This window comes from Microbacterium sp. Nx66, assembly GCF_904066215.1.
Taxonomy (GTDB): domain Bacteria; phylum Actinomycetota; class Actinomycetes; order Actinomycetales; family Microbacteriaceae; genus Microbacterium; species Microbacterium meiriae.
This window is the reverse complement of the sequence record NZ_LR880474.1, coordinates 650,709-668,858: the sequence shown is the minus strand read 5'-3', so window position 1 is coordinate 668,858 and position 18,150 is coordinate 650,709. Positions and strand designations below refer to the sequence as shown.

Genomic DNA, 18,150 nt, shown 5'->3' with positions numbered 1-18,150 from the left:
GTATTTTCACTTACGAACCGAGGACTCGCATGACGAACCCCACCGCCGCCGAACTACTCGCGCGGAGCAACCGCCTGGGCGCCGACCCCAAGAACACGAACTACGCCGGCGGCAACACGTCCGCCAAGGGCACCGAGATCGACCCCGTGACCGGGCAGCCGGTCGAGCTCCTCTGGGTCAAGGGGTCGGGCGGGGACCTCGGCACGCTGACCGAGAACGGCCTGGCCGTCCTCCGCCTCGATCGCATGCGCGCGCTCGTCGACGTCTATCCGGGCGTCGAGCGGGAGGACGAGATGGTCGCCGCCTTCGACTATTGCCTCCACGGCAAGGGCGGCGCCGCCCCCTCGATCGACACCGCGATGCACGGCCTGGTCGATGCCCCGCACGTGGACCACCTCCATCCCGACTCGGGCATCGCGATCGCCACCGCGGCCGACGGCGAGGAGCTCACGAGAGCGATCTTCGGCGACCGGGTCGTCTGGGTGCCGTGGCGCCGCCCGGGCTTCCAGCTGGGGCTGGACATCGCGGAGATCAAGGCGGCGAACCCGCAGGCCATCGGCACGATCCTCGGCGGACACGGCATCACCGCCTGGGGCGATTCCTCCGAGGAGGCGGAGGCGAACTCCCTCTGGATCATCGACACCGCCGCCGCCTACATCGCGGAGCACGGGTCCCCCGAACCGTTCGGCGGCACGCGCTCGGGCTTCGAAGCCCTGCCGGAGCCGGAGCGCCGCGCGCGGGCGGCCGCCCTCGCCGGAACCATCCGCGGGCTCGCGTCGACGGACAAGCCGATGGTCGGTCACTTCACCGACAGCAACGTGGTCCTCGACTTCCTCGCCTCCGAGAAGGCCCCGGCCCTCGCCGCCCTCGGCACGAGCTGCCCCGATCACTTCCTGCGCACCAAGGTCAAGCCGCTCCTCCTCGACCTCCCTGTCACGGCGACCGTGGAGGAGCAGACAGCACGGCTGCGGGAGCTCCACGCCGCCTACCGCGCCGACTACCAGGCCTACTACGACGCCCACGCCACGGCCGAGTCGCCGGCGATCCGCGGCGCGGATCCGCTGATCGTCCTCGTGCCCGGCGTCGGTATGTTCTCGTACGGAGCGAACAAGCAGACCGCGCGGGTCGCCGGCGAGTTCTACGTGAACGCCATCAACGTGATGCGCGGTGCCGAGGCGCTGTCCACGTACTCCCCCATCTCCGACGCCGAGAAGTTCCGCATCGAGTACTGGGCACTGGAGGAGGCGAAGCTGCGGCGCATGCCGAAGCCGAAGTCCCACCAGGGCCGCATCGCCCTCGTCACCGGTGCCGCGAGCGGGATCGGCAAGGCCATCGCGACCCGCCTCGCCGCGGAGGGCGCCTGCGTGGTCGTCGCCGACCTGGACCTGGACAAGGCCAGGGCCGCGGCCGCCGAGCTCGGGAACGACGACGTGGCGATCGGCGTGGCCGCGAACGTCGCCGACGCCGATGCGGTGCAGGCCGCGATCGACCAGGCGGTGCTCGCGTTCGGCGGCATCGACCTCGTGGTGAACAACGCCGGCCTGTCGCTGTCGAAGCCTCTGCTGGAGACGACCGAGAAGGACTGGGATCTCCAGCACGACGTGATGGCGAAGGGCTCGTTCCTCGTCTCGAAGACCGCCGCGCGCGTGCTCATCGACCAGGGACTCGGCGGCGACATCATCTACATCTCCTCCAAGAACTCCGTCTTCGCCGGCCCGAACAACATCGCGTACTCGGCGACGAAGGCCGACCAGGCGCACCAGGTGCGGCTGCTCGCCGTGGAGCTCGGCGCGCACGGCATCCGGGTCAACGGCATCAACCCCGACGGCGTGGTCCGCGGGTCCGGGATCTTCGCCTCCGGCTGGGGAGCGAACCGGGCGGCCACGTACGGCGTCAAGGAAGAGGACCTCGGCCAGTTCTACGCCGACCGCACGATCCTCAAGCGCGAAGTCGTGCCGGAGAACGTCGCGGACGCCGTCTATGTGCTGACCGGCCCGGAGCTGAGCCGCACCACCGGTCTGCACATCCCCGTCGACTCCGGCGTCGCCGCGGCGTTCCTGCGATGACCGACGACCGCTCGCCCGCGACCGTACGGCACGTCCGTGCGGTCGCGGCGGTGGATCTCGGCGCCACGAGCGGTCGGGTGATGATCGGCCGAGTGGGACCGGGTGTCCTGGAGCTCGAGCCCGTGTCGCGGTTCCCGAACGGACCGGTGACCCGCGCCGACGGTCTGCACTGGGACTTCGACGCCCTCGTCGCCCATGTCCTCGACGGCCTCGCGGAAGCGGTGCGCCGAGAACCGAACATCGAGTCCATCGGGATCGACTCGTGGGCGGTCGACTACGGCCTCCTGCGTGCCGGTGAGCTGCTCGCCGAGCCGTTCCACTACCGCGACGACCGCACCGCCGGCGGCGTGGACGAGGTCCACGCCCTGGTCCCGTTCGAGGAGCTCCACGCCCGCAACGGCCTGCAGTTCCTCCCGTTCAACACGCTCTACCAGCTCCGGGCGGACGAGCTCCGGCACGACGCCGACACCGCGCTCCTCATCCCGGACCTCCTCGCCTTCCTCCTCACCGGTGCCCGCGTCGCCGAACGGACCAACGCCTCGACGACAGGCCTGCTGGACGTGGAGTCCGGCACCTGGGATGTGGCCCTCGCGACCCGTCTCGGGATCGACGCCTCCCTCCTCGCGGACCTCGTCGATCCCGGCACGGTCATCGGCCGGCTGCGCCCGGAGGTGGCGGAGCGCATCGGCGCCGATCTGCCGGTGATCGCGGTCGGTTCGCACGACACCGCGTCGGCGGTGGCCGCCGTTCCGATGACATCGCCCCGCGCCGCGTACATCTCCTGCGGCACCTGGGGGCTGGTCGGTGTGGAGCACGCTCAGCCGATCCTCACGGACGCGGCCAGGGAAGCGAACTTCACCAACGAACGCGGTGTGGACGATCGGTTCCGCGTCCTCCACAACGTGACCGGTCTCTGGCTCCTCAGCGAGACCGTGCGCGCGTGGGAGAGCGAAGACGGCAAGGCCATCGACCTGTCCGGGCTTCTCGACCAGGCGGCCGCCACGGCGCCGCCCTCCGCCGTGTTCGACGCGAACGACCCCTCGCTGTCGGCCCCCGGGGACATGCCGACGCGTATCGCTGGCCTCCTGCACGCACACGGTGCCGTCGCGCCCACCGATCGTCCGGCGTTCGTCCGGCTCGTCGTGGAGAGCATCGCCGCCGCGTTCGCCGACGCGGTCCGCACGGCGGGCCGGCTCTCCGGGCAGTCTCTCGACGTCGTCCACCTCGTCGGCGGCGGGTCTCTCAACCGGCTGCTGTGTCAGGCGACGGCGGACCGCACCGGGCTTCCCGTCCTGGCAGGGCCTGTCGAGGCGACAGCCCTCGGCAACGTCCTCGTCCAGGCGCGGGCTCTGGGCGCGGCGCCGGCCGAGCTCTCGGAGCTTCGCGCCCTCGTCGCCGCGACGCATCCGCCGGCGGCCTATCGCCCGCGGAGCTCCTGAGTCCCGCTCAGCGCACGTTGCCGTTCGAGCACGTCTGCTGCGCGGCGGAGTTGCCCTTGATGGAATCGGGAAGCGCCACGACGTCCGGAGCCGTCGTGGGGGTCGGCGTCGCCCCCTGTGTCGGCGTGGTGGGCTCCGTGGGCTCGGTCGGAGTCGTCGGTTCCTCCACGACGACGCCATCGTTGCTGGTGTTCTCGTGCGTGATCTGCAACTGGGCGTTGGCCTCGATCGCGTCCCAGAGGGCGGCGGCGGCCTCCTCGTTCGGCACGACCTTGTTCGGGTCGTCCCAGTCCTCCAGGGTCGGATACTGCACGAACACGATGTCCTCGAACGGCACCGACTTCACGGCCAGCGCGATCTGCACGATCATCATCGGGTCGGCGAGCGACGTGCTCGTCTCCAGGTTCTGGATGCCGGTGTTGGCGAGCTTCAGCATGACCGGCACGTTGCCCAGCACCTCGCCGCTGATGAGCTTGCGGGCGAGACTGGACATGTACTGCTGCTGGTTGCCGATGCGGCCCAGGTCGCTGCCGTCGCCGACGCCGTGCCGGGTGCGGAGGAACTGCAGAGCCTCGAGGCCCTGGACGGTGTGCGTGCCGGCCGCCATGTCCAGACCCGTGTAGCGGTCCCGGATCGGGTTCGCGAGGCAGACGTCGACCCCGCCGATCGCGTTGGTGATCTCGATGACACCACCGAACGTCACGGAGGCGGCGAACTGCACCTCCTGGTCCGTGAGCGCCGAGATCGTACGGACGACGCAGTTCAGCCCGCCGTCGGTGTACGCGACGTTGAGCGGCTGCTTGCTCATCGCGGCCGTGGCGTTGCCGTCCTCGTCCTCGCACGACGGGATGGGGATCATGAGGTCACGCGGGAAGCTGACGACGGTGATCCGCCGCGGCTCCTCGGACACGTGCACGAGCAGGTTCACGTCGTTGAGCGTGCCCTCGGCGTCGCCGCCGGTGCACCGGTCGCCGAAGTACTGCTTGTAGTCGTCCTCGCAGGTGTCGACTCCGGCGAGGACGAGGTTGAACCCACCCTTGTAGGCCCCGATGTCCGGCGGCAGGTCTTCCTGCCCGTCGAGATCGACGGCGTTCGCGGAGACGGTGCTGGAGAAGTCGAGGTAGAAGTAGGCCGCGACGCCGATGCCGCTGACGAGCACCACCGCCATGCTGATCGCGAGAAGCCGGAGGAGCTGGCTGACGGGACCGGGCGAGCGCAGCTGACCATGTCGCGCGACGGTGCGGCGGCGTCGGGTGTTCTCGCTCACTCGGGCCCTTTCGGATTCAGCGACGGCGGGGGTACCGCGCTCAGGAAGCGGAGGGTGTGGGATTCGAACCCACGAGACATCTCTGCCCACTGGTTTTCAAGACCAGCTCCATCGGCCGCTCGGACAACCCTCCCGACAGAAACTTCTGTCGACCAGGCGCGAGTCTAGCCGAGTTCTATTCTCCGGCGTCGACCTGGGCGGGCGCTGGAAGCGTGTTCAGGGCGGCGGCGAGCCCTCCCCGCTCGACGTCGGCGGTGATCTCCCCCGCGGCGTCCTTCACCTCGACCGGCGCCTGTCCCATGGCCACCGCGCGTCCGCCGCCGCTGCGGGCCCAGCCGAACATGCCGATGTCGTTGCGTCCGTCCCCGGCGACGAGCACCCGCGCAGCATCGAGACCGAGTTCGTCCCGCACACGCTCCAGGGCCGTGCCCTTGTCGACGCCCTGCGGAGCGATGTCCAGCCAGGCCGTCCACCCGATCGCATAGGAGACCTCGTTGAGGCCGGCGTCGGCGACGAGCCGATGGAAGTCGTCCTCGTCGTGTCCGGGCGAGACGACGACGATTCGGGAGACGGGAAGGGCTCCGAGCTCCTCGAAGTCGACCTGGCGTCCGCCGTCGAGAGTCCAGTCGTCGAGCTGCTCGGTGAACAGGCGCTGGCCGGAGCCGAGCTCGACCATGTACCGGGCGTCCGGAAGCCGATCCCGCAACAGGGCCAGCACGGGTGTCGGGTCGAAGGTCTCGACGTGCCAGCGCTCCCAGTCATCCCCGTCTCGGCGCATCGTCACGGCACCGTTGGAACACACCACATAGTCGGCGGTGAGGCCGAGCTCCTCCACGTAGCGGCGGGTCGCCATCCAACTGCGGCCGGTGGCGATGGTGACCACGTGCCCCGCTTCGCGGACTCGGGTGATGGCCTCGGGCACCCCGGGGCTCATCGTCTCGTCCTGGAGGAGGATGGTCCCGTCGACGTCGAGGCCGACCAGCCAGGGCGCCGTCACCGGGTGCTCTGCTCGTCGGCGAGCGGGCGGATCACCTCGAGTCCGCCGAGGTAGGGGCGCAGGACCTCGGGGACCCGTACCGAGCCGTCCGCCTGCTGATGCGTCTCGAGCAGGGCGACGATCCAGCGCGTGGTCGCGAGCGTGCCGTTGAGGGTCGCGACATGCTGGGTCTTCGGCGCCGTGCCGCCCTCCTCCGCCGCCGGGCGGTATCGCACGTCGAGACGACGCGCCTGGAAGGTCGTGCAGTTCGAGGTGGACGTCAACTCGCGGAACGCTCCCTGGGTGGGCACCCACGCCTCGATGTCGTACTTGCGGGCTGCGCTCGACCCGAGGTCTCCCGCGGCGACGTCGATCACGCGGTAGGCCAGACCCAGCGAGGTCAGCATCTCCTCCTGAAGGGCGACGAGACGCAGATGCTCGGCCTCCGCGTCCTCGGCCGTGGTGTAGACGAACATCTCCAGCTTGTTGAACTGGTGCACGCGGATGATCCCGCGGGTGTCCTTGCCGTGCGAGCCGGCCTCACGGCGGTAGCAGGTCGACCATCCGGCGTAACGGAGCGCACCAGGTGCCAGATCGACGATCTCGTCCTTGTGGTAGCCGGCGAGGGCGACCTCGCTCGTGCCGACCAGGTAGAGGTCGTCGTCCTTGTCGAGGTGGTAGACCTCATCGGCGTGCTCGCCGAGGAAGCCGGTGCCCTGCATGATCTCAGGGCGCACGAGGGTGGGCGTGATGAGCGGGACGAAGCCGTTCTGCAGCGCCTTGTCGAGAGCGAGGTTCATGAGGGCGATCTCGAGCCGGGCGCCGATCCCGCGGAGGAAGTAGAAGCGCGCTCCGGAGACCTTGGCCCCGCGCTCCATGTCGATGGCGCCGAGCATCTCACCGAGCTCGAGGTGGTCGCGCGGCTCGAAGTCGAACGCGGGGACCTCGCCCACGCGGCGCAATTCGACGAAGTCCTCCTCACCGCCGGCGGGGACACCGTCGATGACGACGTTCTCGATCCGCGCCAGTGCCGTGGCCGCGGCCTCGGCCGCCTCGTTCGCCGCGTGCTGCGCCTGCTTGACCCGGTCGGCGAGGTCCTTGGCCTGCGCGACCAGGGCGGCCTTCTCCTCCTTGGGTGCCTTCGCGACCTGCTTGCCGAACGCGTTCTGCTCGGCGCGGAGCTCCTCGAATGCGGCGAGCGCGGCGCGGCGCGATCGGTCGGCCTCGAGTGCGACGTCGACGGTGCTCTGATCATTGCCACGGGCAGCCTGCGAACGGCGGACGATCTCCGGGTTGTCGCGGAGGAGTGCGAGGTCGATCATCCCGCAAGTCTACGAGGTGCGAAGGGAGGGCCCGGGCGGGCGGTCTAGAGTAGCGCCATGACCACGAGTCCCCCCGTCCTGAAGCAGGCGGCGCTCGTGTACAACCCGGTGAAAGTGGACGGGAAGCGCCTGCGCGCTCAGGTCCGCGACCTCTCCCGCGAAGCGGGGTGGGATCACCCCGCTTTCTATCCGACGACCATCGAGGACGCGGGGCAGGGGGCGACGGCGGAAGCGCTCGCACGCGGCGTGGACGTCGTGCTCGTGGCCGGCGGCGACGGCACGGTGCGGGCGGTCGCCGAAGCCATCGCCCGCACGGGTGTCCCGCTCGCGATCCTCCCGAGCGGCACCGGGAATCTCCTCGCGCGGAACCTCGGCCTCCCGCTGACCGACCCTGCGGAGATGATCCGCGCCGCGCTGGGCGACTTCCACCATCCGATCGACATCGGGTGGGCACGGATGACCAGGGAGGACGGCAGCGAGGAGGAGCACGCCTTCGTCGTGCTCGCCGGCATCGGTCTCGACGCCGACATGATCGCCAACACCCGAGCCGACCTGAAGAAGTCCGTCGGCTGGATCGCGTACGTCGACGGCGCGGCCCGGTCCCTTCCGCGCGCGAAGCCCTTCCGCGCCGTGTACCAGATCGGCACGGGACGCCTGCACTCCACGAAGGTGCACAGCATCCTGTTCGCGAACTGCGGCACCCTCCCCGCGGGCATCTCCCTCATCCCGGACGCCTCCATCACGGATGCCACCCTCGACGTCGCGGTCATCCAGCCCACCGGCGTGCTCGGCTGGCTGGGCGTCTGGCGGAAGATCTGGTGGGACAACTCCGTGCTGCGCCGCTTCCGCGCCGGACGCTTCGTGCTCGATCGCCGCGGCACGGACGCGTCCGTCCACTACTTCCGCGGCGCCCGCGCCGAGGCCGCCGCACCCGGCCCCACGCCGATCGAGCTCGACGGCGACGAGTTCGGGGAGGCCGTGCACGTCACCTGCCGGGCGGACCCCGGTGCGCTCCTACTGGCGCTGCCCACCGGGCACCCGGTGCACATCCTCTGACCAGGCGCTGCGGACTCAGCGCACCTCGACCGTGCCGTCGAGGCCGCCACCGACGAGCGTCAGCTGGAACGGACCGTCGTCGTCGACGTCATCCTCGGGGAATTCGACCACCGTGGCCCGCGGCGCCATGTCCATGGTGCAGACCTGGTTCTCGTCGGTGACGAAGGTCACGGTCCCCGTGGATCCGTCGGCCTCGGCGGATTCGACGACCGGAGCACAACTGGAGGACCCCCAGGTCAACAGGACGAGCCCGCCGTCGTCGAACCAGCCGGCCGACGGCTGGTACTCGGTCGCCGAGCCCGGCGTCGCCGTGGCCTCGGGGTCGGCATCGACATCGATCTCGTCGAGCAGGTCGCCGTAGGTCACCACGAGAGTGATGTCCTTCGTCGGGTCCACGCCCTCGGGCAGAGCACCGACGCTCGCCCGCGGCGCGAGGTCCGCCGTGCACGCCTGCTCCGTCGCGCCATCGCCTTCCGGTTCGACGAGGGTGACCGAGACCCGCTGCCCCTCGGCGGTGATCTCGTCGACCCGAGGCAGGCACGTCGAGGATCCCCAGCTCACGACGGCGAACATCCGCCCGTCGTCGAGGAGCGTCGCGTCCATGTCGTCCTGCTCGTCGCTGCTCCCGGCGTTCCCGGGGCCGCTGGAGGGATCCGACGTGGTGTGCGGTGCGGTGCCGCCCGGGCCCACCGTGCAGCCGGCGAGGACGAGGGCCGCGGCGAGCGCGGAGGACACGGCGATCACGAGCCTGCGGGGAGTCATGCCCTCAGGGTAGCGGCGGGTTCCTCCGCCCGAAACGGGGGTTGACGGAATGCCCGCTCACTGCAGTGCGGAGGTGAGCCGCGCGAGGTTGTCGAGCACGGTGGAGCGCAGGGGCTGCTGCATCCATTCCTCGAGGCTCAGCTCCCTGCTCAGCGACCGGTACTTGTCCTCCACCTCGCGCATCTCGGCGACGAACTCCTCGCCGCGCACGAGCATCGAGACCTCGAGGTTCAGGCCGAAGGAGCGCATGTCCATGTTGCTCGAGCCGATGACGGCGACCTCGTCGTCGATGGTGAGGCTCTTCGTGTGGAGGATGTACGGCTTCCGGTACATCCAGATCCGCACGCCGGCGCGCAGCAGCGCTTCGTAGTAGCTGCGCTGCGCGTGGTAGACCATCGCCTGGTCGCCCTCCTCCGAGACGAACAGCTGCACCTCGACCCCGCGGTCCACGGCCGCGGTGACCGCCAGCAGCAGGGCCTCGTCGGGCACGAAGTACGGGCTGACGATCATGATCTGCTTCTTCGCCGCGTAGAGGAGCGCGAGGAACAGCCGCAGGTTGTTCTCGACCTCGAAGCCGGGGCCTGAGGGCACCACCTGGCAGTCCAGGTCCCCGGAGCCGATGTTGGCGTGGGAGATGTCGATCTCTTCGAGCACGACATCGGTCTCGCTGTACCAGTCGCTGAGGAAGATCGCGTTGACGCTCAACACGACGGGTCCGTCGAGCCTGACCATCAGGTCGACCCAGTGCAGACCGCGCCGGATGTTCTTCGGCAGGTTGTAGGTGGAATCCGTGATGTTCTGAGACCCCAGGAAGGCGATGTTGCCGTCCACGACGAGGAGCTTGCGGTGGTTGCGCAGATCCGGCCGCTGCATCTTGCCCTTGAGCGGCTGCACGGGCAGCATCAGGTGCCACTCGGCGCCCATCTCGTTCAGACGCGCGATGGTCTGGCGATAGCGGGGCTTGCCGCGGTTCGCCCAGTGGTCCAGGAGCACGCGCACCGCCACGCCCCGCGCGGCGACCTCCTCGAGGGCGCGGAAGAAGTTGTCCGTCGAGTCGTCGGACTGCAGGATGTAGAACTCCACGTGCACGTAATCCTGCGCGGTGCGGATGGCCTCGGCCATCTCGTCGAGCGACTCCTGGTAGTCCGAGATGAGGTGCGCGCCGTTGTCCCCGGAGAGCGGCAGGGCACCGAGGCGCTGGTTCATCTGCACGATGGGACCGAACCATGCGGGGGCGTTGGGCCGCAGCGTCCCGAAGTGCAGGTGCTCGCTCGTCTCGGCGATGTACTCGTTGATCTGTTCCTGCTTCCGGCGCCGCGCGCGCGGCAGGCGGGGGTTCCCGATCAGCAGGAACAGGAAGACGCCGACCACCGGGATGAAGAACACGGCGAGGAGCCAGGCCATCGCCGCGGTGGGGCGGCGGTTGCGCGGAATGACGATGACGGCGGTGACGCGGATGATGATGTCGAGCACCAGGACCACGGCGGCGACCCACCAGCCCCAGGACTCCGCGGTCATCACGCCCCCTCACCCACACCGGGGATCGTCACCCCGGGGCGCACCGGACCCGGCGCGCTCGCTTCACAGTAGCGGATGGGTCGGACTCAGGCCCGCGGAGGCAGCCCGCGCGCGGCGCGTTCCTCGGCCTCGATCTGCGCATGGACCTTCCGTTCCGTGCGGTCGAACCGCAGGATGCCGCGGAGCACGACGAAGAAGACGATGCTGACGCCGACCGTCGGCAGGAGCGACCATGCCGCGGCGAGCCAGAAGTTGTCCATGCCTCCATCGTACGCGAGCGACTGATCGTGCACAGGCGGCGCTTCTCAGGATTCTCATCCACATGGGTCCATCACCGGTCCGACGGGCGCGAAGGCACGCGAACCTCTCCTCATGACAACCGTGCTCCGCGCCTCCGACTCCGCCCAGTTCCTCAGTATCGTGCCCGCACTCGCCGGCTTCACGCCGCGCGAGAGCATCGCCCTCCTCCCGTTCCACGGCACCCGCAGCGACGGGGCGATGCGCCTCGACCTCCCTGACGCCGCCGTCCCGGTCCTGCACTACGCCGCAGCGGCGGTCGAGCTCGTCGTCCGTGTCCCTGGCACCGACGCGGTGGCCGTCGTGGTGTACACCGACGAGCCCTCGCAGCGCACGCCTGACGGCCTGGTCCTGCCGCACGCCGTGATGGTCGACACACTGCTGGGCTGCGCCGAGGGAGCGGGCCTGCGCGCCGTCGAGGCCCTGTGCGTGACGCCCGAAGGATGGGCCCGCTACGACGACGCCGAGCCGGCGCTCCATCCGCTGTCGGACATCGTTCCCCCGCCGGACGCCTCCGCGCTCGGCGACGTCTCCGGCGACCAGTTCTCCGGCGCGGGACTCCCGCCGGTTCCCGCCGCAGAGGAGCAGCAGGTCGCGCGCGTGCTGCGCGGGCTCGACGGCGCGCTCCCGTCCGGGCCTGCCGGGGCCCCCGATCCGGCGGACGCGGAGGTGATCGCGGCGTACGCCCTCCTCGACGACATCCCCGCCTTCCTCGAAGCCGTCGCCCTCGCCCGTGAACCCCTGCAGCCTCTGGCCGCCGCAGCGCTCGTGTGGTGCCTCGGGCGCCCGCCGGTGCGCGACGCGGCCATCGCCCAGTGGGCCACCGATCACCGCCGCGGGATCCACACCATGGAGGCGCAGCTGGCTTTCGCAGCCTCCGGCGCTCCGGTACCCGACGACATCGGACGGGTGTTCCTCGGTCGCGGCCCGGCGCCGGACGGCGAGCGCCTTCGCACCGCGCTGCACGCCGTCCGACACGCCACCGCCCTGGCGCCACGAGGAGCGCGTCCCGGACCGCTCACGGTCGCCGCCTGGCTCTCGTGGGCGCTCGGCCGCGCCACGCACGCGGGACGCTACCTCGACATGGCCAGGGAGATCGATCCGGACTACAGCCTCGCCCTGCTCCTGGACACCATGATGTGCGGTGCCGTGCTGCCCGAGTGGGCCTTCCGCGGGCGGCGTGGAGAGTGAGCGGCTCGCGGCTACTTGACCAGCGGGAAGAGGATCGTCTCGCGGATGCCGAGGCCGGTGATCGCCATCAGCAGGCGATCGATGCCCATGCCCATGCCCCCGGACGGCGGCATGCCGTGCTCCAGCGCCCGCAGGAACTCCTGGTCGATCGGCATGGCCTCGACATCACCGCGCGCGGCGAGCTTCGCCTGCTCCTCGAACCGTTCCCGCTGGATGACCGGGTCGACGAGCTCGGAGTAGCCGGTCGCCAGCTCGAAGCCACGGATGTAGAGGTCCCACTTCTCCACGACGCCCTCGACGGACCGGTGCTCGCGCACGAGAGGCGACGTGTCGACGGGGAAGTCCATGACGAAGGTCGGCCGCACGAGGTCACCCTTCACGAAGTGCTCCCAGAGCTCCTCGACGAGCTTCCCGTGCGTGGCCTGGGGCGGCACGTCGACGCCGTTCGCCTCGGCGAAGGCGATCAGGTCCTCGACGGCGTCCGTCGGCGTGACGGTGCGGCCGGAGGCGGCCGACAGCGACTCGTACATCGAGATGCGGTCCCACTCACCGCCCAGGTCGTACTCGGTGCCGTCCGCCCAGGTCACCGTGGTCGACCCGGCGACCGCGACCGCCGCCTGCTGGACGAGCTCCTGGGTGAGCGCGGCCATCTGGTTGTAGTCGCCGTAGGCCTGGTAGGCCTCGAGCATCGCGAACTCCGGGCTGTGGGTCGAGTCGGCACCCTCGTTGCGGAAGTTCCGGTTGATCTCGAAGACCCGCTCGATGCCGCCGACGACCGCGCGCTTCAGGTACAGCTCCGGCGCGATGCGGAGGTAGAGCTCGGTGTCGAAGGCGTTGGAGTGGGTGATGAAGGGTCGGGCGGATGCGCCGCCATGCTGCACCTGCAACATGGGAGTCTCCACCTCGAGGTAGCCGTGCGCGGCGAACGTGGACCGCAGGCTGGCGTTCACCGCGGCGCGTGCGCGCACGGTCGTCCGCGCCTGTTCCCGCACGATGAGGTCGAGGTAGCGGCTCCGCACCCGGCCCTCTTCGCTGAGCTCGGCGTAGGCGTTGGGGAGCGGCAGGATCGCCTTCGAGGCGATGGCCCAGTCATCCGCCATGATCGACAGCTCACCGCGGCGGCTGGAGATGACCTCGCCGTGCACGAAGACGTGGTCCCCGAGGTCGACGAACTCCTTCCACTCGGCGAGCGACTCCTCGCCGACGTTGGCCAGCGAGACCATCGCCTGGATCCGGGTGCCGTCCCCGGCCTGGAGGGTGGCGAAGCAGAGCTTGCCGGTGTTGCGGCTGAAGACCACGCGGCCGGCGACGCCGACGATCACACCGGTCTCGGCTCCGGGCTCGAGGTCGCCGTACTCCGCCCGCAGGGCGGGGATGCTGTGCGTCACCGGCACGGCGACCGGGAACGCCCCGCCGCCCGCGTCCGCGCGCTTCTCGATCAGGCGCTCGCGCTTGGCGAGGCGGACGGCCTTCTGCTCGTGGATGTCCTCTTCGGCGGAAGAGGCGGCCGAGGCCGTTTCGGGCGCGGCGGGCGCGTCAGTCATGTGCGGGGCTCCTTGGAAGTCGTACCCAGTTTACCGAGATGGCGCGGCGGACTCCGGCCGGTCGGGCGGAGACCGACGGCGGGCGTTCTTCCCGCGGCGCGGGGCTCGGTAGCCTCGAACCATGGCCCCCACCCGGATCCTCCGCGCCAGCGCCGTCCTCGCCCTCGCCGTCATCCCGGTCCTCGCCCCCTCGGTCGCCATGGCCGTGGAACGCCCGGCGACGACGGTCGCTGCGGCCGCCGATGTCGACGACTTCTCGTACGCATCCTGGGATGCGGTCTACGACGTCGGACTCGACGACGATGGCCGGGCGCGCATGCAGGTGACGGAGACAGTGGTCGCCCGCTTCCCCGACGCCGACCAGAACCGCGGCATCGTGCGGGGCCTGGCGACGACGTACAAGGGCGCCGGCATCGACACCCGGGTCATCGCGGTCACCGACGAGGACGGGACCGCGGTCCCGTACGAGACCGAGGAGGACGACGGGACCCTCTTCGTCCTCACCGGGGACGACGACTTCGTCCATGGCCTCACCACCTATGTCATCGAATACGAGATGCGCGACGTCATCGTCGGGAGCGCACCCGACGCGTCCGGTTCCCGCGCCGCGGACGAGTTCTACTGGGACCTCCTCCCCCTCGACAGCACGCAGCCGATCGAGGCGTTCCGGGCCGACATCCGATTCGATGCCGCCCTGAGCACCCATCTCACCGGGGCGACGAAGTGCTACATCGGTCCTTCCGGTTCCACGGAGCCCTGCGACCTCGAGGGACCGGTCGCAGACGGAGAGGCCACGACTTTCCGCGTCGAGGCCGGACCGCTGCCAGCGGCGGACGGGGTGACGGTGGCCGTCGGCTTCGACCCCGGCACGGTGGTCCAGCCATCCGCGCGGACCCCCGACCCCGTCGCCGATGTCGGGCCGGTGGTCGCCGCCGTCGGCGCCGTGGGTCTCGCGGCGACCGGCTGGGTGGCGACCGTGGCCGCCGACCGACGTCGACGCCGCGCCACCGGGATCATCGTGGCGCAGTACGACGTCCCCGATGACCAGCCGCCCCTGCTCGCCGCGGCGCTCATCCCCGGCGCGAAGAACGTCGTCCCGGCGGAGATCGTCCACCTCGCCGTCCGCGGCACGCTGCGCATCGAGGAAGGGGCGTCGGACGAAGCGCCCCGGCTGCGACGACAGCCCCAGGGCAGCGCGCCGAGTCCCCTCGACCAGGCTGCGCTCGACGCGCTCTTCCCCCACGCGGATGCGGACGGCGTCGTGGACCTGCCGGCCGAGAGCGAGGCCTTCGCGACGCGGATGACCGCGCTGACGACGAAGGGCCAGGAGGAGGCCTCCCGCCGGGGCTTGACGACCAGGGCGCGGAGCCGCGCTGCCGTCATCCTGCAGTCCGTGGCCATCGCCGTCGCGGTGGTGGGTCTCGTCGTCGCCATCGTCGCCGTGGCATCCGGTCGCCTGTCTGCGGGACCCGCGCTTCTGGCCATCTCCGTCGGGACGCTGCTCGTCGCGGCTTCGAGCTTCTTCACCTTCTCTCGGCACACGGTCCTCACTCCGGAGGGAGCGCAGGCGTACGAGCACCTGCAGGGGGTGCGCGAGTTCATCCGCGTCGCGGAGGAGGATCGGTTACGGATGCTGCAGTCCTACACCGGCGCGGAACGGCGCACGGAGAAGGGCGCGGACGTCATCCATGTGTACGAGCGCCTCCTCCCCTACGCGATGCTGTTCGGCATGGAGGATGAGTGGGGCCGGGTGCTCGAGACGGCGTACAGCCGGGAGGCGCACGGCCCGACGTGGATCGGCGACCCCACGTCCTTCGCTCTCCGCACGTCGCTCGTGGCGTTCATGAGCTCCTCCACGGCGGCCGCGACCTACTCGGCCCCGTCCACCGGCACGTCGTCCGGCACCGGCGGCTCGTTCGGCGGAGGCTTCTCCGGGGGCGGCGGTGGCGGCGGCTTCTCCGGCGGACGCTGAGCCGGGGTCACGGCGCGGGCGCGTGATCAGACGAGAGGTGGCGGGTCCGAGGCGTCGCGCAACGCCCGCTCGACGGTCGACTGCACCAAGGCCGACAGGAAGCCGCCCGGATTCTCGACCCCGATCTCCCGGAGCCGCGAGGTCGACTGTCCGATGATCGAACGGGAGAACTCCGTGGCCGTGGCGATCGCGTCGGCATAGGCGGCACGGTCGGCCTCCGCGATGACGACCGGTTCGCACCCCATCTCGACGGCCAGCGCCTGGGCGATCGGAAGCACGGCGGCGGGAGCGGTGACCGCCGCGAATCCTGCCTGCAACTGCCGGAGATCGATCGAGGTCCCGGTGAACGTGATCGCCGGATGCACCGCCAACGGGATGGCGCCGCGCTCCGCCACCGGGCGCAGGACCTCGATGCCCTGTGCCGGATCGGTGTGGAGGACGAGCTGGCCGATCTGCCACCCGCCGAGCTCGGCGATGCCCGAGACCAGGGCCGACAGCTCAGCGGAAGGGACCGCGAGGATCACCAGTTCGGACCGCCGCACCACCTCCTGCGTCTCCAGCACCGGGACGCCGGGGAGCACCGCCGACGCACGCTCGTCGTCCGACCCGCTGGTGATCCCGACGATCGCGTGCCCGGCCCCGGCCAGCGCCGCGCCGATGACCGGTCCGACCCGCCCCGCGCCGATGATGCCGACGCCGAGACGGCCGTCGCGCACCACGCTCACTCCTCGCGCGGCGCGTCGGTTCGCGCCGGCGGCGCGGGCGGCGCGGTCGGCACCCGCGGGGGCCGAAGGCGCGGTCGTCTGCGGCGCCCGGCGGAGCAGGTGGGGGGTGCGACCGGGGGCGCCGTGACGGGAGGGGCCGGAGGCGGTGCGACCGGGGCGCGGTCACCGGAGGCGCCGGCGGCGGCGTCACCGCAGGAGTCCGCACCGGCGGAGCAGGTGGGGCCGCCGAGCCCGGGGATGCGGAGGGCGGCGCGACCGGGGGCGCGGGTGCCACGGACGGGACTGATGCCGGGCCGCCGAACACGGGAGGCGCGGGAGGCATCGGAGCGGCAGGACCGCCGAACTGCGGCGGAGCGGGCGGCGCGACGGGAGCCGCGGCGTGCTCGCTCCACCGGTGGGTGTGGTCGCGGGATGCCGCTTCGGCGGCGGCGATGCTGACCTCGTCGAGCAGTGCGAGGGCATCTGCCCGCTCGAGACCCGACAGGAGGCCGGTGATCGGTCCGGGCACGGTGTGCACCTGGGCTCCGGAGACCGCCTGAGCCCGGTCGATCGGCCCCTGACTGAGCGACACACCCTGGAGACGCGCCAGCGGGAAGACCGCGAGCTTGCGCCACACGATGCCGCGGCGCAGCAGCAGTCCGTCCGTCGTCAGCGTGTATCCGTGGCGCTTCCAGGAGACCGGCCGCCGCCACCACGCCCGGCGCGGCATCGTCCGGTAGGGGTCGTTCTCGGCCGGACCGACGACGCCCTGATCCCACAGCGCGGGGATGCTCTCCGCCGGGACGTCGGGCAGCACGAGCGACAGCACGCGCTCGACGTCCGCGCGCTTGCCGACGGGCAGCACGACGTTGAACTGCTGACCGCTGCTCGACGACTGCTGGGCGGCGCTCTTGCCGCTCATCCGGTTGATCTTGATGGTCCACCAGCCGAACGGCCGCCAGAGCAGGGACTGCGACACCTCGACCGCGAAGATACGGCCGGGCGGGAGGGTCTCGGTGACGGTGGTGAGCAGTCCGTAGGTGATGCGCACGCCGTCGGGGGTGGGCGCGATGGAGTACCGCAGCGACTTCGAGATCTGCGCCCAGGTGATACCGACGACCGCGATGAGCATCGGGACGCCCATGCCGAGACCGATGCCGAGGAGGACGATCCCGCCGTCGGGATCCCCGTCGATGAGGACGCCGATCAGGGTGCTGCCGATCGCGATGGCGAAGATCACGCCGAAGAACACCAGCCACAGCAGCCCGGAGATGAGCTGCGAGCCGATCAGTCGGCCGGCGGGGATCTTGACGACGCTCTCGGGCACGACGTCCTGCAGGTCCACTCCGGCGAGCAAGCCGTTGACGCCCTCGTTCATCGAGCCGACGAGCTGTGCGCGCGCGGAGGTCGGAGCGGACCCGTCGGGCGTCGCTGCGCCCTGGGGGCCGAGGGCGGCGTGCCGTGCGGCGCGCGCGCCCGAGGCGAGTCGGAGGATCTCGGCGCGCACCCCCTCGGCCCGCGGCGTCGCCAGGTACTCCAGCGCGACGTTCGCGTCCGTGCCCGCACCCACGACCTCGAGCTTCGCGAGGCCGATGATGCGTGCGGGGAACGGCCGCGTGAGGTTCACGCCCTGCACGCGGTCGAGGGGCGCGCGGCGATGGGAGCGGAAGATGATGCCCTTGCGCACCTCGACGTGGTCGCCGGTGATGCGGAACTGCTGGAAGCGCCAGACGAACCAGAAGACCGCCACGAGCACCACGACGAGCGCCAGGACACCCAGCAGCGCGATCAGCGCGAAGTTGTTCGCGAGCACCCAGTCCACCGGGTCGCCCCCGGTGTAGTCGTCGTAGTGCGCCTCCTCCGGCGCGAACTGCCCGACGAGCCAGGCGATGACCCGGTCGCGCATGTTCGCGATCACGATGCCGCCCACGATGATGAGCGCCAGGCCGCCCTTGAACAGCGGCGTCAGCGGATGCATCCGGTGCCATTCGCCGTCCGCGAGGTGCGTCGACGGCGTGCCCGCGGAGGTCTGCCCC

The 18,150-nt window shown here is 70.9% G+C and carries 13 protein-coding genes, 1 tRNA gene and 1 pseudogene; 5 read left to right on the top strand and 10 right to left on the bottom strand.

The window, feature by feature from the left end; all coding sequences use genetic code 11:
- The first annotated feature begins 29 nt into the window (after window positions 1–29).
- Window positions 30–2,066 carry a bifunctional aldolase/short-chain dehydrogenase gene (locus MICNX66_RS03080; RefSeq protein WP_187663232.1) on the top strand — a complete coding sequence of 679 codons (2,037 nt, stop codon included), beginning with the start codon at window positions 30–32 and terminating at the stop codon, window positions 2,064–2,066.
- The gene (locus tag MICNX66_RS03075; protein WP_187663231.1) at window positions 2,063–3,505 is read left to right on the top strand and encodes a rhamnulokinase; all 1,443 of its coding nucleotides are present in this window, start codon (window positions 2,063–2,065) and stop codon (window positions 3,503–3,505) included. The genes MICNX66_RS03080 and MICNX66_RS03075 overlap by 4 nt, the downstream gene beginning before the upstream one ends.
- 7 nt (window positions 3,506–3,512) lie before the next feature.
- Here MICNX66_RS03075 and MICNX66_RS03070 read toward each other — a convergent pair whose 3' ends face one another.
- The 4 genes from MICNX66_RS03070 to serS form a co-directional block, all read right to left on the bottom strand.
- Window positions 3,513–4,772, bottom strand: a complete 1,260-nt coding sequence (locus tag MICNX66_RS03070) for an LCP family protein (protein WP_187663230.1) — start codon at window positions 4,770–4,772, stop codon at window positions 3,513–3,515.
- Window positions 4,773–4,820: 48 nt separating this feature from the next.
- Window positions 4,821–4,905, bottom strand: a tRNA-Ser gene (locus tag MICNX66_RS03065).
- 42 nt (window positions 4,906–4,947) lie between these two features.
- The gene (locus MICNX66_RS03060; RefSeq protein WP_187663229.1) at window positions 4,948–5,769 is read right to left on the bottom strand and encodes an HAD family hydrolase; all 822 of its coding nucleotides are present in this window, start codon (window positions 5,767–5,769) and stop codon (window positions 4,948–4,950) included.
- A complete protein-coding gene (gene serS / locus MICNX66_RS03055; RefSeq protein ID WP_187663228.1) occupies window positions 5,766–7,070 on the bottom strand; it encodes a serine--tRNA ligase in 1,305 nt (434 codons plus the stop codon). Before serS ends, MICNX66_RS03060 begins: the two co-directional genes overlap by 4 nt.
- A gap of 57 nt (window positions 7,071–7,127) precedes the next feature.
- Here serS and MICNX66_RS03050 point away from each other — a divergent pair, with 57 nt between their 5' ends.
- The gene (locus MICNX66_RS03050) at window positions 7,128–8,126 is read left to right on the top strand and encodes a diacylglycerol/lipid kinase family protein (RefSeq protein WP_187663227.1); all 999 of its coding nucleotides are present in this window, start codon (window positions 7,128–7,130) and stop codon (window positions 8,124–8,126) included.
- A gap of 15 nt (window positions 8,127–8,141) precedes the next feature.
- On the opposite strand, the gene MICNX66_RS03045 is transcribed toward MICNX66_RS03050, so the two are convergent.
- The 3 genes from MICNX66_RS03045 to MICNX66_RS03035 all read right to left on the bottom strand — a co-directional run bounded on the left by MICNX66_RS03045 (window position 8,142) and on the right by MICNX66_RS03035 (window position 10,666).
- Complete coding sequence (locus MICNX66_RS03045) at window positions 8,142–8,888, bottom strand: hypothetical protein (protein WP_187663226.1); 747 nt, start codon at window positions 8,886–8,888, stop codon at window positions 8,142–8,144.
- 57 nt (window positions 8,889–8,945) lie between these two features.
- Entirely contained in the window at window positions 8,946–10,406 is a 1,461-nt protein-coding gene (gene cls, locus MICNX66_RS03040) for a cardiolipin synthase (RefSeq protein ID WP_187663225.1), read from the bottom strand.
- Between the two features lie 86 nt (window positions 10,407–10,492).
- Window positions 10,493–10,666 carry a hypothetical protein gene (locus MICNX66_RS03035; RefSeq protein WP_167627854.1) on the bottom strand — a complete coding sequence of 58 codons (174 nt, stop codon included), beginning with the start codon at window positions 10,664–10,666 and terminating at the stop codon, window positions 10,493–10,495.
- Between the two features lie 112 nt (window positions 10,667–10,778).
- Between MICNX66_RS03035 and MICNX66_RS03030 the strand changes: the two genes are divergently transcribed.
- On the top strand, window positions 10,779–11,894 hold the full coding sequence (locus tag MICNX66_RS03030; protein ID WP_187663224.1) for a DUF4192 family protein: 1,116 nt from the start codon (window positions 10,779–10,781) through the stop codon (window positions 11,892–11,894).
- Between the two features lie 11 nt (window positions 11,895–11,905).
- Here the strand turns inward: MICNX66_RS03030 and lysS are convergent, their stop codons facing one another.
- Window positions 11,906–13,438 carry a lysine--tRNA ligase gene (gene lysS / locus MICNX66_RS03025; RefSeq protein WP_187663223.1) on the bottom strand — a complete coding sequence of 511 codons (1,533 nt, stop codon included), beginning with the start codon at window positions 13,436–13,438 and terminating at the stop codon, window positions 11,906–11,908.
- A 121-nt stretch (window positions 13,439–13,559) separates the two neighbouring features.
- Here lysS and MICNX66_RS03020 point away from each other — a divergent pair, with 121 nt between their 5' ends.
- Window positions 13,560–15,410, top strand: coding sequence for a DUF2207 domain-containing protein (locus tag MICNX66_RS03020; protein WP_187663222.1), 1,851 nt, complete (start codon window positions 13,560–13,562; stop codon window positions 15,408–15,410).
- Between the two features lie 26 nt (window positions 15,411–15,436).
- Here the strand turns inward: MICNX66_RS03020 and MICNX66_RS03015 are convergent, their stop codons facing one another.
- Entirely contained in the window at window positions 15,437–16,129 is a 693-nt protein-coding gene (locus MICNX66_RS03015; RefSeq protein ID WP_187663221.1) for a DUF2520 domain-containing protein, read from the bottom strand.
- 562 nt (window positions 16,130–16,691) lie between these two features.
- Window positions 16,692–18,020, bottom strand: a pseudogene (locus MICNX66_RS03010) (PH domain-containing protein); the annotation flags it as partial.
- Window positions 18,021–18,150 lie beyond the last annotated feature (130 nt).